This window comes from Paenibacillus pseudetheri, assembly GCF_924513355.1.
Taxonomy (GTDB): domain Bacteria; phylum Bacillota; class Bacilli; order Paenibacillales; family Paenibacillaceae; genus Paenibacillus_AQ; species Paenibacillus_AQ pseudetheri.
Genome location: NZ_CAKMAB010000005.1, coordinates 92,572 through 108,242, shown reverse-complemented (window position 1 = coordinate 108,242; position 15,671 = coordinate 92,572). Strand labels below are relative to the sequence as shown.

The window sequence follows — 15,671 nt, the reverse complement described above, 5'->3', positions numbered from 1 at the left end:
GAGGACAACTTGGGGGTACTTTGTATGGCAGATGATTGGTTGCAATTGTTTCCTGAAAAAGTAAGAGCACTATTAAAGTGCCTTCCCCTTCCACTGCTTGGAATGGTGGAAGAAATTCGGGTCCGTGAAGGTCGTCCGCTGGAGATTAACTATTCAGGTAAATATCACTTTCTTAGAGCAAATGGCAGTGTAACGCAAAGGCCGGAAGAAGCCTATAGGCCGGATCGGGAGGACACTCATAGACTGCTAGATCTGATCAGCAACCATTCACTATATACGATGGAAGAAGAGCTGAGAAAGGGATTTATTACGATTCCTGGCGGCCATCGAATAGGACTTGCTGGTCGGACGGTGCTGAGTGGTGGTGGTGTGGAGCATCTACGGGACATTACAAGCTTCAATGTTCGCATAGCCCGTGAGGTTCCCGGAGTCGCGGATAAAGTGCTACCTTATCTGCTGGACAAGGGGAGGCAGCGAATGATGCACACCTTGATCCTCTCGCCTCCACAGCACGGGAAGACAACACTTCTTCGCGATATCGCAAGACAAATCTCCTTAGGAGATTTGGGGAAGCGTGAAGGCGGAAGACCCGGTTTGAAGGTGGGGATAGTCGATGAACGTTCTGAGATTGCCGGAAGCAGACGCGGGATTCCCGCCTTTGATGTTGGTCCGCGCACAGATATCCTCGACGGCTGTCCCAAAGCTGAAGGCATGATGATGATGATTCGTTCCTTATCACCAGATGTATTGATCGCTGATGAGATTGGTCGTCCTGAAGACGCTGAAGCAGTCACCGAAGCGCTGCATGCTGGAATATCAGTCATTGCTTCGGCTCACGGTAAAGAAGTAATAGAACTGGCTCGTAGGCCCGGGCTAGGCGGGCTATTGGAACAAAAGATGTTCGAAAGATACGTCATTCTGCATCGCTCAGAAGCAGGACTCTCCTTTCGTGTTCTGGATGGACAGAAACGCGGATTGCTTCTTATCTCACCCGGAGATCGATTAGGTGGTGATTTACATGCTTAAGCTATTCGGTGCCGTTCTGATTGTGCTGGCCGGTACGCTAGCAGGGCTCCAATTTGCAAAACAATATGCAGACAGGCCAAGACATATCAGAGGCTTAATAGCAGCGCTACAGCGGCTGGAAACAGAAATTATGTACGGCTTTACCCCATTGCCTGAAGCTATGCGGCGTATTGGGATCCAGTCTAAGGAACCGCTCAAAACGTTGTTTATTAAAACAGCTGAGGAGATGAGCCCACCCCATGACCGAAGCGCCCAGGATGCCATTCAGAGGGCTATGGAGTCGCATTGGAAGTCTACCGCATTGAAGGGGACAGAAAAAGAGATTCTCCGCCAGCTCAGTTGCACTCTCGGTACAAGCGATAGGTCCAATCAGAGCACTCATATCGCGTTAGCATTGCAGCAATTGAAGCAGGAGGAGTCGGTGGCCAGAGAGGATCAAGGCAAATATGAAAAATTGAGTAAAAGCCTGGGTCTGCTGCTTGGAGCATTGATCGTCATTTTGATCTTTTAGCGAGGTGCCAGGAATGAATATTGAAGTCAATGCGATTTTTCAAATTGCCGGCATTGGCATAATTATCGCCATGATACACACGGTGCTTAAACAAATGGGAAAAGAAGATTTCGCACATTGGGTTACCGTGATCGGGTTCGTCGTCGTCCTTTTTATGGTTATTCGAATGCTGGACGGACTGTTACAGGAAATAAAAACGATCTTTCTTTTTCAATAGGCGTGCTATGGAGATCATTCAAGTTGTTGGAATAGGGCTGATATCGACCATATTGATTCTCGTGCTGAAGGAACAAAAACCGATGTTTGCCTTTCTCCTCGCTACTGCCACAGGGATTCTGATCTTCCTGTTTCTAATCGGCAAGATTGGAATGATACTTTCCACACTGGAGCGGGTGGCAGAGTCATCGGGGATGGAAATGATCTATTTGAAGACCGTGTTCAAAATCATCGGAATTTCATATATCGCTGAATTTGGAGCACAGATCGTACGTGATGCAGGGCAGGAATCGATTGCTTCCAAAATAGAGCTCGCCGGAAAAGTACTCATTATGGTACTAGCTGTACCCATTATCACCATCATTATTGAAACGGTCATGAAGCTGCTGCCTGCTTAAAGCAATTGAAGGAAGCTAAGCAACGATTAGGGAGGAGAAGTTATGCAAGAGTCCAGTGTTTTTCGTCCTCCAAAATTAAAAATAATACTGTTGCTGCTCCCATGCTTCTTCATTCTATGGTTTGCAGGTACAGCTCAGGTGGCCATAGCTTCTCCAGCGTCAGGATCGGGTGGTAATGCCTCCCCAGTAGACCAGTGGGTCAAGGGTCAGGTGAACAATCTGCCAACAGATAAGGTGGAGTCGTACTGGGATCAACTGATGAAGGATTACGGAGGTTTTTTTCCAGACGGGGCAACACCATCACTTATGGACATGCTGCTTCCTGGGGATAAGGGACTCAGCTTGCAAGGTGTATTATCTGGGCTTCTTGGTTTTATGTGGCATGAGGTGCTGTACAACGGAAGGCTGCTGGTCACGATTGTCATGGTCAGTGTGCTCAGCATGATACTGGAGACGCTACAAACCGCTTTTGAGCGAAAAACGGTCAGCAAGGTGGCTTATACGCTCTGTTATATGGTAGTGCTCGTTATTGCCGTGAACAGCTTCAATATCGCTATAGGTTATGCGAAGGATGCTATCGACCGGATGATTGATTTTATGATGGCCATGATTCCGCTATTGTTCGCGTTACTAGCTTCCATGGGGAACATTTTTACCGTCTCGGTCACACATCCGCTAATTGTTTTTATGATTCATACAGTTGGCACACTGATCCACACCGTTGTCTTTCCACTATTATTTTTCTCGGCGGTGCTACATCTCGTAAGTGCATTGTCGGAGAAATACAAGCTGACCCAGTTGGCGAATCTGCTAAGAAATATCGGGGCTGGATTACTAGGCGTACTGCTCACTGTGTTCCTCGGTGTGATTTCAGTCAGGGGGATTACGAGTTCAGTGACAGATGGTGTTACGATCCGGGCCGCTAAATATATTACAGGCAACTTTGTTCCAGTCATCGGAAAAATGTTCGCAGATGCAACAGACACAGTGATCTCAGCTTCACTCTTGGTGAAGAACGCTATTGGGCTATCCGGAGTAATCATCATTTTGTTCCTTTGCGCTTTTCCAGCAATCAAAATTCTGGTGCTTGCTCTGATCTACAATGTAGCTGCTGCTGTAATGCAGCCATTAGGAGAGACGCCGATTGTGGTCTGCCTCCAGACGATCGGAAAAAGCATGGTGTACGTATTCGCTGCTTTGGCAGCTGTATCGTTAATGTTTTTTATGGCCGTCACGATCATGCTAACCGCGGGCAATTTAACCGTCATGATGAGGTAAACTTGATGGCTATGCTAACAAAACTTAGCGGGTGCTTACGAAGCTAGTTTTGTACGAAGAAATTCTCTGAAGGCTATGCTAACAAAACTTTTAGGAGGGAAACGATGAGCTGGTTGGGCGATTGGCTACGAGAGATCATACTTGTCGTGCTGCTAGCATCATTCGTTGAATTACTGCTCCCAAGCAAATCCATGGAGCGTTATGCAAGGCTGGTGCTGAGCCTCCTGATCTTACTTACCATGCTTAGCCCAATCGTTTCTCTCCTTAAAGGTGATGCAATAACCGAGCTGAGTATAGCCATGGGTCGGCAGGAGAAAGAGGGGGGCTTGTTCACAGAAGGGGGAAGTGGAGATCCCTCTTTGGAAAAGATTCTGGCAGATGGTCAAAAGCTTGCACAAGGGCGCCAGGATCAAATCCTAAAGGTGGCTGCAGAAGAGGTTGCTGAGCAAATGAGGGAGCAGATCATCAGCGAGACCGGCAAACGCGGGGTGAATGTCACTGTAACGCTCGGCATGGGGAAATCCGGCGGCTCTGGTAATGAAGATATTCCTGTCATTTCCGCAGTGAAGGTCTCAATGTCCCCAGCAACAGCTAATTCCATAGGGGCTTCCGGTACTTCCAGCGCAGCGGCTGCTCCGCCGATTGCAATCGCTCCTGTAGAGCCTGTAGAAGTAAAGATCGGTGCGAATCCAGAGAATGGATCAGCATCTGCAGATGAGCCCAAAGCAGTAAACGGAAATGTAACAGAAGACAACACATCTTCAAATGAAACGGAGTCCATCGTAAAGCTGTTGGAACAAAAATGGGATTTGGATCCCAAAGTAATCCAAGTGGATGGCGGCGTTGTGAATAACGTCAAGCTATGAGTCTGTAGCTTCTAAACTATCAATGTTAGGAGGGATAGGAGTGGGCAATTGGCTGAAAAAGCTGGAGCAATGGGCTGGGGGTGGGGCTGGCAGTCCGAAGAGAAGGCATACCTTTCGCTGGCTAATCATTCTGGGTCTGCTGGGTGCAGCGATTATGCTGTTTAATTCCTTCGTCAATGTGAAGAAGATTGATAACGAGAATACGGGGCGTGAGCCGCCGCTGAATCAGTCCTCCCAAACGGCGCTGGTACAGAGTGATCAAGCAACAAGCAATTCATTCGAGGGCATTGAACTGGCGATGGAGAACCGAATGAAGGAGATTTTGGAGAAAATCGTTGGCGTCGGTACCGTCGATATTATGGTTACCGTGGAGTCAACAGAAGAAATTGTCGTGGTGCGCAATATGAACGACTCCCAGCAGCTTAGTGAAGAGACGGATGCCAGTGGTGGTAAACGTCACACGACGCAATATACAAGGGATGGCGAAATCGTAACTTACTCGCAATCGGGCGATGAGACACCTATTGTGACGAAGCGGATTAAGCCACAGGTTCGTGGTGTACTGGTAGTTGCCAAAGGGGCAGAGAACAAAGTTGTCCGTGGACTCATAGAGCAGGCTATCGAAAAAGGCTTGTATGTTCCGATTCAGCGCATTTCAGTAGTACCACGCAAACAAGAGTAGCAGGAGAAAGTCAAGAAGTGAGTGCTTCCGAAGCAGCCACTAGATTAAATTTTAGGAGGAATAAGGAATGAACGGCAAAAGACAAACAATATGGTTGGTTTCTATGCTCAGTTTGATGGTTGTACTCTCGGCATACTATTTATTTACTGAAGATTCAGGTGCATCGGTTCCAAAAGACACAGCAGGAACTATGCAGGTAGACTCCTTGAAAAAAGATACAGCAAACGCAAAATTACCAACGGTTGGCGACAAAGGTATTGTTGTAAACGAAGTGGTCAATCAAGGAGATGTTGTTGCTGATGGAGGCGTTGTAGATAACGCTAGCGGCAATACTACCACTGACGATAGTGCAGCTACTGCAACTACTGATGACAGTGCAACTACAGCGGTTAAGGATGATAGCTGGAAAGCTGCAGCAGACAGCGGTAACTCTGAGAAAGCTTCGACAGACACTGCTGCAAAAGGCTCGAGTAAAACTTCTGAAACAGCAGCTAAGGATACGGCAGTTAAGGATACGGCAGTTAAGGATACAGCAGTTAAGGATACAGCGGCTAAAGATACTGCAGCTACTACAACATCAAAAACCCCTGCTAAGAATGATAAAGAAATCTTGGATGAAGTAGCTTCACAAAGTGTATCGGCGAGCAGCATGTTCACTAACTACCTGTATGAACGTGAGCAAAAGAATCTAAAGAGCCAACAAGACTTACTCGCTTTGATTAACGACATGGAGAAGACGCCTGCTGATAACGCAGTTGCTCAAGAACAGCTCCTTAACCTTGAAGAAAAAGAATCTAAAATTACGGGCATCGAAGAACAGCTTCAACAAAAATATGGGGAAGCCATCGTGAAGGAAGAAGCTGGGGACAGCTATAAAGTAGTCGTACTGAGTGATAAGCTGGATGTAAAACAAGCAGTTAGTATTGTTGATCTCGTAATGAAAGAACTGAGTGTGTCTCAGGATAAAATTAGTGTTCAATACGTTTCCGAGAAATAATAAGACGTGAAATTATAGGGAAAATGACGAAAGAGCTCGGGTTCTCCCGGGCTCTTTCCATTTCTAGCGTTTATGATATAATACATAAAGTTATCTTGTCCGCTTAAGAAGTGGCTTCGAGAGAAAGCTGAAGGAGTGAACTAATGTATGTTCAAGTTGAGCGAAATTAAGGAATTAATTAAATTGCTGGACCAGACCTCCTCTGTACATGAGTTGGAGATCGAAAGCGAAGGAATGAAGCTTGCAATTCGCAAACCGGATCGCCCTGAAGCTGATGGAACAGCAGTACAGGCGACTCCTTATAATGCCTATCCCTTTACGCCTGCCCCGCAGCCGCAGAGCGTGCAGCAAGTGTCCTATCCAGTAATCAGTGAAGTTCCTCCAGCGCAGCAGCCACAAGCCGTTGCAGAAGGTAAACTACATAAAATTGTATCTCCAATGGTGGGAACATTTTATAGTGCCGCTTCTCCGGAAATGCCATCGTTCGTTAATGTTGGAGACCGTGTTGGTGAGAAAACAACGGTATGCATTATCGAAGCGATGAAGCTGATGAATGAGCTGGAAGCGGAGATTAAAGGTGAAATCGTGTCCGTACTGGCCGAGAATGGTCAGCTTGTAGAATACGGTCAACCACTATTCCTGGTTAAACCGGAATAAATACCGCAGATTACTTATGGAGCGGAAGCTTCGCAAAACTTTGGGAGGAAACGCATGAACATTCAAAAAGTGTTGATTGCCAACCGCGGCGAAATCGCGGTCCGCATTATTAGGGCCTGCCGAGAACTGGGCATTTCCACCGTCGCGGTCTATTCGGAACCCGACCGGGATTCACTGCATGTCCGGTTGGCTGATGAAGCTTACTGCATCGGTCCGATGCCGTCCAAGGACAGCTATCTGAACTTTACAAATATTATGAGTGTAGCCACCTTAACAGAATGTGATGCCATCCATCCTGGTTATGGATTTTTAGCTGAGAATGCAGATTTTGCAGAGATTTGTGAATCTTGCAATATAATCTTCATTGGGCCATCTCCAGATGCAATCAACCGTATGGGTGATAAAGCTGTGGCGAAGGAAACCATGAAGCTGGCTGGAGTTCCGATCATCCCGGGCTCAGATGGCCTTGTAGGTGATGTTGAGGAAGCCATCATGCTGGGTCGTGATATCGGATACCCGATTATCGTTAAGGCTACCGCAGGTGGCGGGGGAAAGGGCATTCGGATTGCTGAGGACGAGGAATCATTGGTGAAGCAGATCACTGCTGCACAACAGGAAGCGCAGAAGGCGTTCGGTAACGCTGGTGTATATTTGGAAAAGTACCTTACAGGTATGAAACACGTAGAAATTCAAATTATTGCAGATAAGCATGGGAATGTAGTGCATTTAGGTGAACGCGACTGTTCCGTACAGCGTCGTCGCCAAAAGCTGATTGAAGAGGCACCTTGTTCTGTACTTACACCGGATATCCGTGAAGCGATGGGTAATGCAGCAGTTCGTGCAGCACTCGCTGTGAATTATTCGGGAGCGGGAACGCTTGAATTCTTGCTTGGACCGGATGGACAGTTCTACTTCATGGAAATGAATACTCGTATTCAGGTAGAGCATCCGGTAACTGAAATGGTTACGGGCGTGGATTTGATCAAAGAAATGATTTCGGTTGCAGAAGGAAATTCTTTGTCATTTACACAGGAAGATATCGTGATTAATGGCTGGTCGATTGAATGCCGTATCAATGCGGAAGATCCAGAGCGTAATTTTATGCCTTCACCAGGTAAAATCGGCTTTTATTTGCCGCCTGGAGGTCTCGGTGTTCGTGTAGACAGCGCGGCGTATCCTGGTTATACGATTTCCCCTTTCTATGATTCTATGATTGCAAAGCTGATTGTATGGGCACCCACACGTCAGGAAGCGATTGCAAAGATGAAGCGCGCCTTGGCTGAATTTGCCGTGGAGGGAATTCATACTACGATCCCTTTCCATCAGAAACTGCTGGAGCATCCTGTATTTCTGGATGGCAATTTTGACATCAAGTTTCTGGAAGAGTATGAAATTTAGGACGACTTCGCTTTGTTTGTCATAAAGTTCGTCAAATGATATAGTATGTTTAATAAGAGACGTGCTTTACGCTTGAATTTATGAGAATCTTTGTTGAAAGGTGTGAAGTCTAAAATGAGTACATTGCCGACAGAATACGAACGGACAGAAATCGGTGAGATCCAGATTGCTCCTGAAGTGATCGAGGTGATCGCAGGTTTAGCGACCGTTGAGGTTAAAGGTGTAGCTGGCATGAGCGGTGGTTTCGCCGGTGGTATTGTTGAGCTTCTCGGACGTAAGAACTTGTCCAAAGGAGTTAAAGTAGAGGTTGGACAACGCGAAGCTGCAGTGGATGTTTCTGTAATCATTGAATATGGTAACCGTCTTCCTGAAGTGGCTGCTGAAATTCAGCGTAATGTTAAGCGTTCCATCGAGACTATGACTGGTCTGACTGTTGTGGAAGTGAATGTGCATATTCATGATGTACAATTCAAGAACAACAACACAGTAGACAAGAACGAGGAAGCTGAAACGGTTCTTCGCGTGAAATAACAGTCGTCGTTCTTCCATAAACCCCCGACAGCAAAGTCGAGGGTTTACTCTAATTTAAGGAGGTTATGAGACTCGTGGCAAAAATTTTGGACAGACTTTTGCTGTTTGTCTACAGCTTAAGTATCGGAATATTATCTGTTATTGCCATCCTCCTCTTGAGCGGTGCTATTCCTAAAACTTTAGAGATTGAGAATGTACCAGCAGCTTATATTACTGCAATTGTAGTAGCAGTTGTCTTGTTCCTTCTGAGCATCCGATTTTTCTACATCTCTTTGCGTCGTGATCGCGCTTCTTTACCTTCTGTTGATCAGCGTACAGAGTATGGGGATATCCAGATTTCAGTGGAGACCATTGAGAATCTGAGTCTGAAGGCTGCCGGTAAAGTGAAGGGAATCAGAGATCTCAAATCGCGTATTCGCGTTTCTCAGGCGGGCCTTGAAATTACAATTCGCGCAGTGGTGGATGGTGAACATTCATTGCCGCTACTAACCACAGAAGTGCAACGTCAGGTGCATGATTTTGTGCAGGAGACAACCGGTATTCCGGTTGCGGATGTGTCTGTATATATTGCTAATCTTACGCAGTCTCCAAGCTTCAAAAGTCGAGTGGAATAGAGGTGAATTTCCCTTATGTCTTGGAAAGAAGTATGGGAAAGTCACGGGGGTAGAATCGCCGGAGTGACTTTCGGCATTGGTCTAGGTTTGATATATTTAATTTGCGGTTTTTGGGATATGTTGTTCTTTGCACTGGTAGTGTTCATCGGATATACGTTCGGCAAAAGAAAGGATAACGCAGAGGCTCCCCTGTTTCAGTGGCAGGAGCTGATTACGCGTCTATCCGGACGCTGGCGTCCCTTCAAGTGAACCGCGATAGTCTTTTTCCCGGAGCAGGAAGCCGTAAGTTTGTGTTGTCCAATGCCCCTGGAAGAAAGGCTTTGCGGTTTTTTTTAATTGCGAAAGTTATCTTTAACGGACATCGGACAATAATCCTTTAGGGATTAGGGATAGAATTCGAAGGATTTGGGCTTAAAATAATTATAGGCGATGCAATTAAAGTCTGAATTATTATCACACTAGAGGTATGAAGTTATATTTATGGTTGCCCGACGTTATAGAAGTTTGAGTAAAGATGTTAATGCGATATAAGATTTTAGGAGGAACACATGAAGAGACGTATAGCGAGAGAGATTATTGTCCAAAGCCTGTATCAGATGGAAATGAACGATGTTGAAAGCGCGGAAGCCGTAGAAATGCTGCTGGAGGAAGCTTCAGAGGAGAATGAAACCGAACGTGTAATTACGGACGAGATTCAGCTCAAGCACTATGTGGTGGAGCATGTAAACGGTGTGTGGGAGCACAAGGTAGCAATTGACGATATGCTTGAGCATTACTTGAAGGGCTGGCAAATGAGCCGTCTGTCACGTGTGGATCGTCAGATTTTACGTCTTGCGGCGTATGAAATGGTGTTCGCGAATGATGTTCCGGCTAAGGTTGCTGTGAATGAGGCTATAGATTTGGCCAAGCATTTTGGAACGGATGATTCCGGTAAGTTTGTAAACGGTGTGCTTGGTAAGATGATCCAGGAGATAGATACAATTAAAGCTGACCATTCTTAATTTTTTATACAAGTTTATAAAAGGGGAGAGGCTATCATGACAGCAGCAATCATCAGTGGTAAACAAGTATCTGAGGAAATTCGTATTGGTATTGCACAGGAGGTTGCTGAACTGGCGAAACGTGGCGTGAAGCCCGGTCTGGCAGTAATTCTAGTAGGTGAAGATCCAGGATCACAAGTTTATGTTCGCAACAAGGAAAAATCTTGTATCAGCCTTGGTTTCCATTCGGAAGTGCATAAACTGGATGAGTCTACTACTCAAGAAGAATTGCTGGCTCTCGTAGCGCAGCTTAATGTACGCGATGATATTGACGGGATTCTAGTTCAACTTCCATTGCCTAAGCATATTGAGGAAAAAGCTGTTATTGATGCGATCTCCGTGGAGAAAGACGTTGACGGCTTCCACCCTGTAAATGTAGGTAACCTAGTGATTGGTGCTGACAGTCTGCTTCCTTGTACACCTGCAGGTGTAATTGAACTAATCAAACGTACAGGAACAGGAATGGCTGGTAAACATGCTGTGGTCATTGGCCGCAGTAATATTGTAGGTAAGCCAGTATCTTTGTTATTACAACGTGAGAATGCTACTGTGACGATGTGCCATTCCCGTACAGCTAATATGCAAGAAATTAGCCGTCAAGCAGATATTCTAGTTGTTGCGATCGGACGCGCGAATTTCATTGACGCTTCGTACGTGAAACCGGGTGCTGTTGTCATTGATGTGGGTATGAACCGTTTGGATAACGGTAAGCTTGCGGGTGACGTTGATTATGATAGTGCAAAAGAAGTTGCCGGATACATCACACCTGTTCCGGGTGGGGTTGGACCGATGACGATTACAATGCTGATGAGCAACACGCTGATTGCGGCTAAACGCCGTCACGGCTTGGAATAGGGGTAGGAATTCATGGCGGCAGAGCGGCAGGTCTATTCGATAAAAGAACTCAACCGTTACATCCGCATGAAGCTGGACTCGGATAATTTACTTTCGGATGTATGGATTCGCGGAGAGATTTCCAACTTTACGCATCATGGTAGCGGTCATATGTATTTCACGCTAAAGGATGAGAGCAGTCGGATCAAGGCGATTATGTTTGCTTCTCATAACCAGCGCCTACCCTTTATTCCGAAGGAAGGTGCTCGGGTAATTGCTAGAGGTAATGTGACCGTATATGAACGGGATGGGCAGTACCAGTTCTATGCCACACACATGCAGCCTGATGGAATTGGTAGTCTTTATTTAGCCTATGAGCAGCTGAAGAGCAAGCTTGAGCAAGAGGGGCTGTTTGCTGAAGCGCGTAAACGCCCTTTGCCTCGCTTTCCAAAGTGTATCTGCGTGATTACTTCGCCAACGGGGGCAGCTGTGCGGGATATCGTGATTACACTCCAGCGGCGGTTTCCGCAGGTGGCTATTGTAATCTATCCCGTACTGGTGCAAGGCAAAGGCGCCGCGCCTTCGATCGTGAAGGCGATTGGAGCGCTGAACCGCATGGGTGAGGCCGACGTGCTTATCGTCGGCCGCGGCGGGGGTTCGCTCGAGGAGCTGTGGGCGTTCAACGAGGAGGAAGTCGCGCGAGCGATATCGGCATCAAGGATTCCGGTCATCTCGGCCGTTGGCCACGAGACCGATTTCACGATTGCCGATTTCGCCGCCGACCTCCGCGCGGCTACGCCCACAGCGGCCGCGGAGCTGGCCGTGCCACACGCCGGCGAGCTAGCTGCGCAGCTTCGCCAGCAACAGCAGCGGCTGCGCCAAGCGCTGCAAAGACGCGCCCAGCGCGGACGCGAGCGTCACGCGGGGCTGGAACGCTCGCTGGCGCTGGCAGGCCCGCGCCGCTCGCTGATGCAGCACACGCAGCGGCTGGACCAGCTGCGTGAGCGGCTCCAGCGCTCAGCGGCTGCACGGCTTAGCCGTTCCCGCGAGCGCACAGCTGTGCTGCATCATAGTCTGCAGCGGTTCCATCCGCACGGCAGTGTTGCCGCTGCGCGTCAGCGCACCGAAAGCATACGCCGTGAGCTAATGGGTGCTATGCAGGCCCGCCTGCAGGAGAAGCGAGCTCGCTATGTAGCGGAGATTCGTCATCTGGATGCACTGAGCCCTCTTAAAGTTATGTCGAGAGGCTACAGCTTAGTCTATGACGAAGCAGAAGAACATTTAATCAAATCGCTGACCGAAGTACAGCTTGGCGATCTTGTAGTGATAAAGATGAATGACGGACAGCTGAACTGCCAGGTATGGGGAATGAAGGAGGATGGCAAAGACGATGACGAAGGAAGCGGAACTTGATTTTGAAGGCGCCATGGACCGGCTGGAGGAAATCGTACGTGAGCTTGAACACGGCGACGTTCCCCTGGAGAAGGCCATCGATTTATTTCAGCAAGGTATGAAGTTATCTCAGCTTTGCGGCAGCAAGCTTGAGCAGGTAGAGCGTAAGATCGAAATGATTACCCTAGAGGACGGAGAACTGCGTAAAAAGCCGTTTGGTGCACGTCTGGAAGGGGACGCCGATGACTCGCTTTGAGCATGAGCTTGAGAGAAACTCTGAAGGAGAAACACTGCGTCAGCCGCTGGAGGATTACATCAAGTCCTTAGGCGATCTAGTCTCACATGAACTAGAGGTTATTCTCCCCACGCAATGGATGGTTCCAGAGAATTTGCAGCAAGCCATGAAGTATTCACTTATGGCTGGGGGCAAACGCCTCCGGCCACTGCTGGTGATTATCGCATGTGAAGCACTGGGAGGAAGTCGAGAGGCTGCCCTGCCTGTCGCTGCTGCTATAGAGATGGTACATACCTACTCGTTAATTCATGATGATTTGCCTGCCATGGATAATGATGATTATCGGCGCGGGAAGCTGACGAATCATAAAGTCTTTGGGGAAGCGACCGCTATTCTTGCTGGTGATGCCCTTCTGACCCATGCTTTCTACAGTGTGGTACAAGCCTCGCGTAAATTTGGCATCCCTGCGGAGAGTGTACTATCCATCGTGGAGGATTTGGCGGAAATGGCAGGTCCCCGTGGTATGGTTGGCGGTCAGATTGCAGATATGGAAGGCGAGCAGGGTTTAACCGATCTTGCCCAGCTAAAGTACATTCATCTGCATAAGACAGGAGATTTGATTATCTTTTCGCTACTAGCTGGCGGTCGTATTGCAGGTGCTAACGAGCAGCAGCTTGAGGCTTTGCATAAATTTGGAACAGCCATTGGACTCGCTTTTCAAATCCAGGATGACATTCTAGATTTGGTTGGAGACGAAGGTAAACTTGGCAAAAAAACAGGCAGTGATGTTAAGCAGCAAAAAGTAACCTATCCTTATTTTATTGGCCTTGAAGCATCGCGAGAAGAAGTGAAGCAGCTTACAGAAACAGCCCGTAATGCTGTTCTGAACGGTGGCTTTCATGACAGCCAGCGCCTGCTGGAAATCGCAGATTACTTAATGGCACGTGATCACTAATTATGAACTTTCGAAACGGCTGTATTTCGACAGCCGTTTCGTTTGTGTTATAATGGGTTTTATATAATTTACAACATCTAGGAAAGCGGGGAACTATACGTGCTGCTTCCACAAATAAATGATCCTGAGCAACTAAAATCATTGTCAGTCGATGAATTAACTACCCTAGCGGAGGAAATTCGTCGATTTCTGATTGAGAAGCTTACAGCAACTGGGGGGCACCTCGGATCCAATCTAGGAGTCGTAGAGCTCACTTTGGCTTTGCATTATTGTTATAACAGCCCTCGTGACAAAATGATTTACGACGTTGGGCACCAGGCTTATGTCCACAAGATACTAACCGGTCGTCAAGACCGCTTCGATACCCTGCGTAAACATCAGGGCTTGTGCGGCTTCGTTAAGCGCTCCGAAAGCGAGCATGATGTGTGGGAAGCTGGACATAGCAGTACCTCATTATCGGCAGCAATGGGGATGGCGATGGCTCGCGATCTCAAGGGTGAAGACAATAAGGTTATTGCCGTGATTGGTGACGGTGCGCTTACTGGTGGAATGGCGTTTGAAGCACTTAATCATATTGGCCATGAGAAGCGTAAGCTGATGGTTATTTTGAACGATAATGAAATGTCAATTGCTCCTAATGTAGGGGCGATGCACAATTATCTAAGTAAAATACGTTCAGATCGCCACTATTTGCGTGCCAAAGACGAGGTTGAAGGGCTGCTTAAGAAGATTCCGGCCATCGGAGGACGATTAGCGAAGACTGCTGAACAGTTAAAGAATAGTCTCAAATATATGATGGTACCTGGAGTATTGTTTGAAGAGCTCGGCTTTACGTATCTCGGTCCGGTAGATGGACATGATCTGGAGAAGATGATTGATACCTTCCACCAAGCAGATAACGTGGCTGGACCTGTGTTGGTACATGTACTAACAACTAAAGGTAAGGGCTACAAACCGGCTGAGACCGATTTCTATAAATCACATGCCATTTCACCATACAAAATTGAGTCGGGTCAGGCGCTTAAAGCTGTGGGACCTCCAATGTACACGGAAGTATTTGGCGAGACGCTGATCGAACTGGGTCGGGAAGATTCCCGTCTGATTGCTGTTACACCTGCGATGCCAGGAGGCTCGGGTTTATTTCCTTTTGCTAAGGAATTTCCCGATCGTATGATTGATGTCGGGATTGCCGAGCAACATGCGGCTACGCTTTGTGCAGCTTTGGCTATGGAAGGGATGAAGCCGGTATATGCGGTGTATTCTACCTTCATGCAGCGTGCCTATGATCAGATCGTCCATGATATTTGCCGACATAACGCGAATGTTATGTTCGCCATTGACCGCGCGGGGTTTGTAGGTGCGGATGGTGAGACTCATCAGGGTGTGTACGATGTTGCTTTTATGCGCCATATTCCGAATATGGTGATGATGATGCCAAAAGACGAAAATGAGCTGCGTCATATGATGAAGACGGCGCTTGAATATAATGACGGTCCGATTGCTTATCGCTATCCGCGTATTAACGGTACAGGTGTAGCAATGGATCCTGAGCTGCGTACTATTCCAATCGGATCATGGGAACGACTGCGTACAGGCGAAGGTTATGCTGTTGTAGCCTGCGGACCTATGGTTCAAGTGGCTGAAGAAGCCGCTGATTTACTGAAGCGGGAAGGGATTCAGGTAGGCGTCGTAAATGCGCGGTTCCTGAAGCCACTCGATAACTCCATGCTGCTTGATTTGGCTCACGCTGGAACCAACATGGTTGTTATTGAAGAGGCTTGCCAAGCGGGAAGTCTCGGCAGCTCGGTATTAGAATTCTACGCAGAGAATGAAATTTATGACGCTCGTGTACATCTGATGGGTGTACCTGACATCTTTGTGGAGCACGGCTCTATTAAAGAACAGCGCCAGGAAACAGGTCTTACTGTAGAAGCGCTATGTGCACGTATCAAGTCCATGATGGCTTTGAGTGCTTATAACTACAAAACAACTTCGTCTTCCTAAATGGAAGCCGGAAATTAGCAACCCTTTGAACGATCGG

Annotated in this window: 19 protein-coding genes; all 19 read left to right on the top strand. The window is 47.5% G+C overall.

Features of this window, described 5'->3' with window-relative positions; all coding sequences use genetic code 11:
* Positions 1–24 precede the first annotated feature (24 nt).
* The 19 genes from spoIIIAA to dxs all read left to right on the top strand — a co-directional run bounded on the left by spoIIIAA (position 25) and on the right by dxs (position 15,634).
* Positions 25–1,026 (top strand): stage III sporulation protein AA, encoded by a 1,002-nt coding sequence (spoIIIAA, locus tag L1028_RS06270; protein WP_234532366.1) that lies wholly within the window; start codon positions 25–27, stop codon positions 1,024–1,026.
* Positions 1,019–1,537, top strand: a complete 519-nt coding sequence (spoIIIAB, locus tag L1028_RS06265) for a stage III sporulation protein SpoIIIAB (RefSeq protein ID WP_234532365.1) — start codon at positions 1,019–1,021, stop codon at positions 1,535–1,537. Before spoIIIAA ends, spoIIIAB begins: the two co-directional genes overlap by 8 nt.
* A 13-nt stretch (positions 1,538–1,550) precedes the next feature.
* Positions 1,551–1,754 carry a stage III sporulation protein AC gene (gene spoIIIAC / locus L1028_RS06260; RefSeq protein WP_036682849.1) on the top strand — a complete coding sequence of 68 codons (204 nt, stop codon included), beginning with the start codon at positions 1,551–1,553 and terminating at the stop codon, positions 1,752–1,754.
* 7 nt (positions 1,755–1,761) lie between these two features.
* Complete coding sequence (spoIIIAD, locus tag L1028_RS06255) at positions 1,762–2,151, top strand: stage III sporulation protein AD (protein ID WP_234532364.1); 390 nt, start codon at positions 1,762–1,764, stop codon at positions 2,149–2,151.
* A gap of 42 nt (positions 2,152–2,193) precedes the next feature.
* Positions 2,194–3,429, top strand: coding sequence for a stage III sporulation protein AE (gene spoIIIAE / locus L1028_RS06250; RefSeq protein WP_234532362.1), 1,236 nt, complete (start codon positions 2,194–2,196; stop codon positions 3,427–3,429).
* A 104-nt stretch (positions 3,430–3,533) separates the two neighbouring features.
* Complete coding sequence (spoIIIAF, locus tag L1028_RS06245; RefSeq protein ID WP_234532360.1) at positions 3,534–4,295, top strand: stage III sporulation protein AF; 762 nt, start codon at positions 3,534–3,536, stop codon at positions 4,293–4,295.
* 40 nt (positions 4,296–4,335) lie between these two features.
* A complete protein-coding gene (gene spoIIIAG / locus L1028_RS06240) occupies positions 4,336–4,977 on the top strand; it encodes a stage III sporulation protein AG (protein WP_234532358.1) in 642 nt (213 codons plus the stop codon).
* 67 nt (positions 4,978–5,044) lie between these two features.
* A complete protein-coding gene (locus L1028_RS06235) occupies positions 5,045–5,974 on the top strand; it encodes a SpoIIIAH-like family protein (protein WP_234532356.1) in 930 nt (309 codons plus the stop codon).
* A gap of 147 nt (positions 5,975–6,121) precedes the next feature.
* Positions 6,122–6,631, top strand: a complete 510-nt coding sequence (accB, locus tag L1028_RS06230) for an acetyl-CoA carboxylase biotin carboxyl carrier protein (protein ID WP_042190457.1) — start codon at positions 6,122–6,124, stop codon at positions 6,629–6,631.
* A gap of 54 nt (positions 6,632–6,685) precedes the next feature.
* Entirely contained in the window at positions 6,686–8,029 is a 1,344-nt protein-coding gene (accC, locus tag L1028_RS06225; protein ID WP_234532355.1) for an acetyl-CoA carboxylase biotin carboxylase subunit, read from the top strand.
* A 114-nt stretch (positions 8,030–8,143) separates the two neighbouring features.
* Entirely contained in the window at positions 8,144–8,560 is a 417-nt protein-coding gene (locus L1028_RS06220) for an Asp23/Gls24 family envelope stress response protein (protein ID WP_042132343.1), read from the top strand.
* Positions 8,561–8,634: 74 nt separating this feature from the next.
* On the top strand, positions 8,635–9,174 hold the full coding sequence (gene amaP / locus L1028_RS06215; protein ID WP_234532354.1) for an alkaline shock response membrane anchor protein AmaP: 540 nt from the start codon (positions 8,635–8,637) through the stop codon (positions 9,172–9,174).
* 15 nt (positions 9,175–9,189) lie between these two features.
* Positions 9,190–9,423 carry a DUF2273 domain-containing protein gene (locus tag L1028_RS06210; protein ID WP_042190453.1) on the top strand — a complete coding sequence of 78 codons (234 nt, stop codon included), beginning with the start codon at positions 9,190–9,192 and terminating at the stop codon, positions 9,421–9,423.
* 299 nt (positions 9,424–9,722) lie between these two features.
* On the top strand, positions 9,723–10,175 hold the full coding sequence (nusB, locus tag L1028_RS06205) for a transcription antitermination factor NusB (protein ID WP_042190451.1): 453 nt from the start codon (positions 9,723–9,725) through the stop codon (positions 10,173–10,175).
* A 36-nt stretch (positions 10,176–10,211) separates the two neighbouring features.
* Positions 10,212–11,069, top strand: coding sequence for a bifunctional methylenetetrahydrofolate dehydrogenase/methenyltetrahydrofolate cyclohydrolase FolD (gene folD, locus L1028_RS06200; RefSeq protein WP_234532353.1), 858 nt, complete (start codon positions 10,212–10,214; stop codon positions 11,067–11,069).
* A 12-nt stretch (positions 11,070–11,081) separates the two neighbouring features.
* The gene (gene xseA, locus L1028_RS06195; RefSeq protein WP_234532352.1) at positions 11,082–12,461 is read left to right on the top strand and encodes an exodeoxyribonuclease VII large subunit; all 1,380 of its coding nucleotides are present in this window, start codon (positions 11,082–11,084) and stop codon (positions 12,459–12,461) included.
* Complete coding sequence (gene xseB / locus L1028_RS06190) at positions 12,439–12,696, top strand: exodeoxyribonuclease VII small subunit (protein WP_042129807.1); 258 nt, start codon at positions 12,439–12,441, stop codon at positions 12,694–12,696. Before xseA ends, xseB begins: the two co-directional genes overlap by 23 nt.
* A complete protein-coding gene (locus tag L1028_RS06185) occupies positions 12,683–13,630 on the top strand; it encodes a polyprenyl synthetase family protein (RefSeq protein ID WP_234532351.1) in 948 nt (315 codons plus the stop codon). The genes xseB and L1028_RS06185 overlap by 14 nt, the downstream gene beginning before the upstream one ends.
* Before the next feature lie 99 nt (positions 13,631–13,729).
* Positions 13,730–15,634: a 1-deoxy-D-xylulose-5-phosphate synthase gene (gene dxs, locus L1028_RS06180; RefSeq protein WP_234532350.1), complete on the top strand. Its 1,905-nt coding sequence runs from the start codon at positions 13,730–13,732 to the stop codon at positions 15,632–15,634.
* The last annotated feature ends 37 nt before the right edge of the window (positions 15,635–15,671 follow it).

Coding starts and splice junctions, on each gene's coding strand:
- spoIIIAA (WP_234532366.1), top strand. CDS start 25: ATGGCAGATGATTGGTTGCAATTGTTTCCTGAAAAAGTAAGAGCACTA.
- spoIIIAB (WP_234532365.1), top strand. CDS start 1,019: ATGCTTAAGCTATTCGGTGCCGTTCTGATTGTGCTGGCCGGTACGCTA.
- spoIIIAC (WP_036682849.1), top strand. CDS start 1,551: ATGAATATTGAAGTCAATGCGATTTTTCAAATTGCCGGCATTGGCATA.
- spoIIIAD (WP_234532364.1), top strand. CDS start 1,762: ATGGAGATCATTCAAGTTGTTGGAATAGGGCTGATATCGACCATATTG.
- spoIIIAE (WP_234532362.1), top strand. CDS start 2,194: ATGCAAGAGTCCAGTGTTTTTCGTCCTCCAAAATTAAAAATAATACTG.
- spoIIIAF (WP_234532360.1), top strand. CDS start 3,534: ATGAGCTGGTTGGGCGATTGGCTACGAGAGATCATACTTGTCGTGCTG.
- L1028_RS06235 (WP_234532356.1), top strand. CDS start 5,045: ATGAACGGCAAAAGACAAACAATATGGTTGGTTTCTATGCTCAGTTTG.
- accB (WP_042190457.1), top strand. CDS start 6,122: ATGTTCAAGTTGAGCGAAATTAAGGAATTAATTAAATTGCTGGACCAG.
- accC (WP_234532355.1), top strand. CDS start 6,686: ATGAACATTCAAAAAGTGTTGATTGCCAACCGCGGCGAAATCGCGGTC.
- L1028_RS06220 (WP_042132343.1), top strand. CDS start 8,144: ATGAGTACATTGCCGACAGAATACGAACGGACAGAAATCGGTGAGATC.
- L1028_RS06210 (WP_042190453.1), top strand. CDS start 9,190: ATGTCTTGGAAAGAAGTATGGGAAAGTCACGGGGGTAGAATCGCCGGA.
- nusB (WP_042190451.1), top strand. CDS start 9,723: ATGAAGAGACGTATAGCGAGAGAGATTATTGTCCAAAGCCTGTATCAG.
- folD (WP_234532353.1), top strand. CDS start 10,212: ATGACAGCAGCAATCATCAGTGGTAAACAAGTATCTGAGGAAATTCGT.
- xseA (WP_234532352.1), top strand. CDS start 11,082: ATGGCGGCAGAGCGGCAGGTCTATTCGATAAAAGAACTCAACCGTTAC.
- xseB (WP_042129807.1), top strand. CDS start 12,439: ATGACGAAGGAAGCGGAACTTGATTTTGAAGGCGCCATGGACCGGCTG.
- L1028_RS06185 (WP_234532351.1), top strand. CDS start 12,683: ATGACTCGCTTTGAGCATGAGCTTGAGAGAAACTCTGAAGGAGAAACA.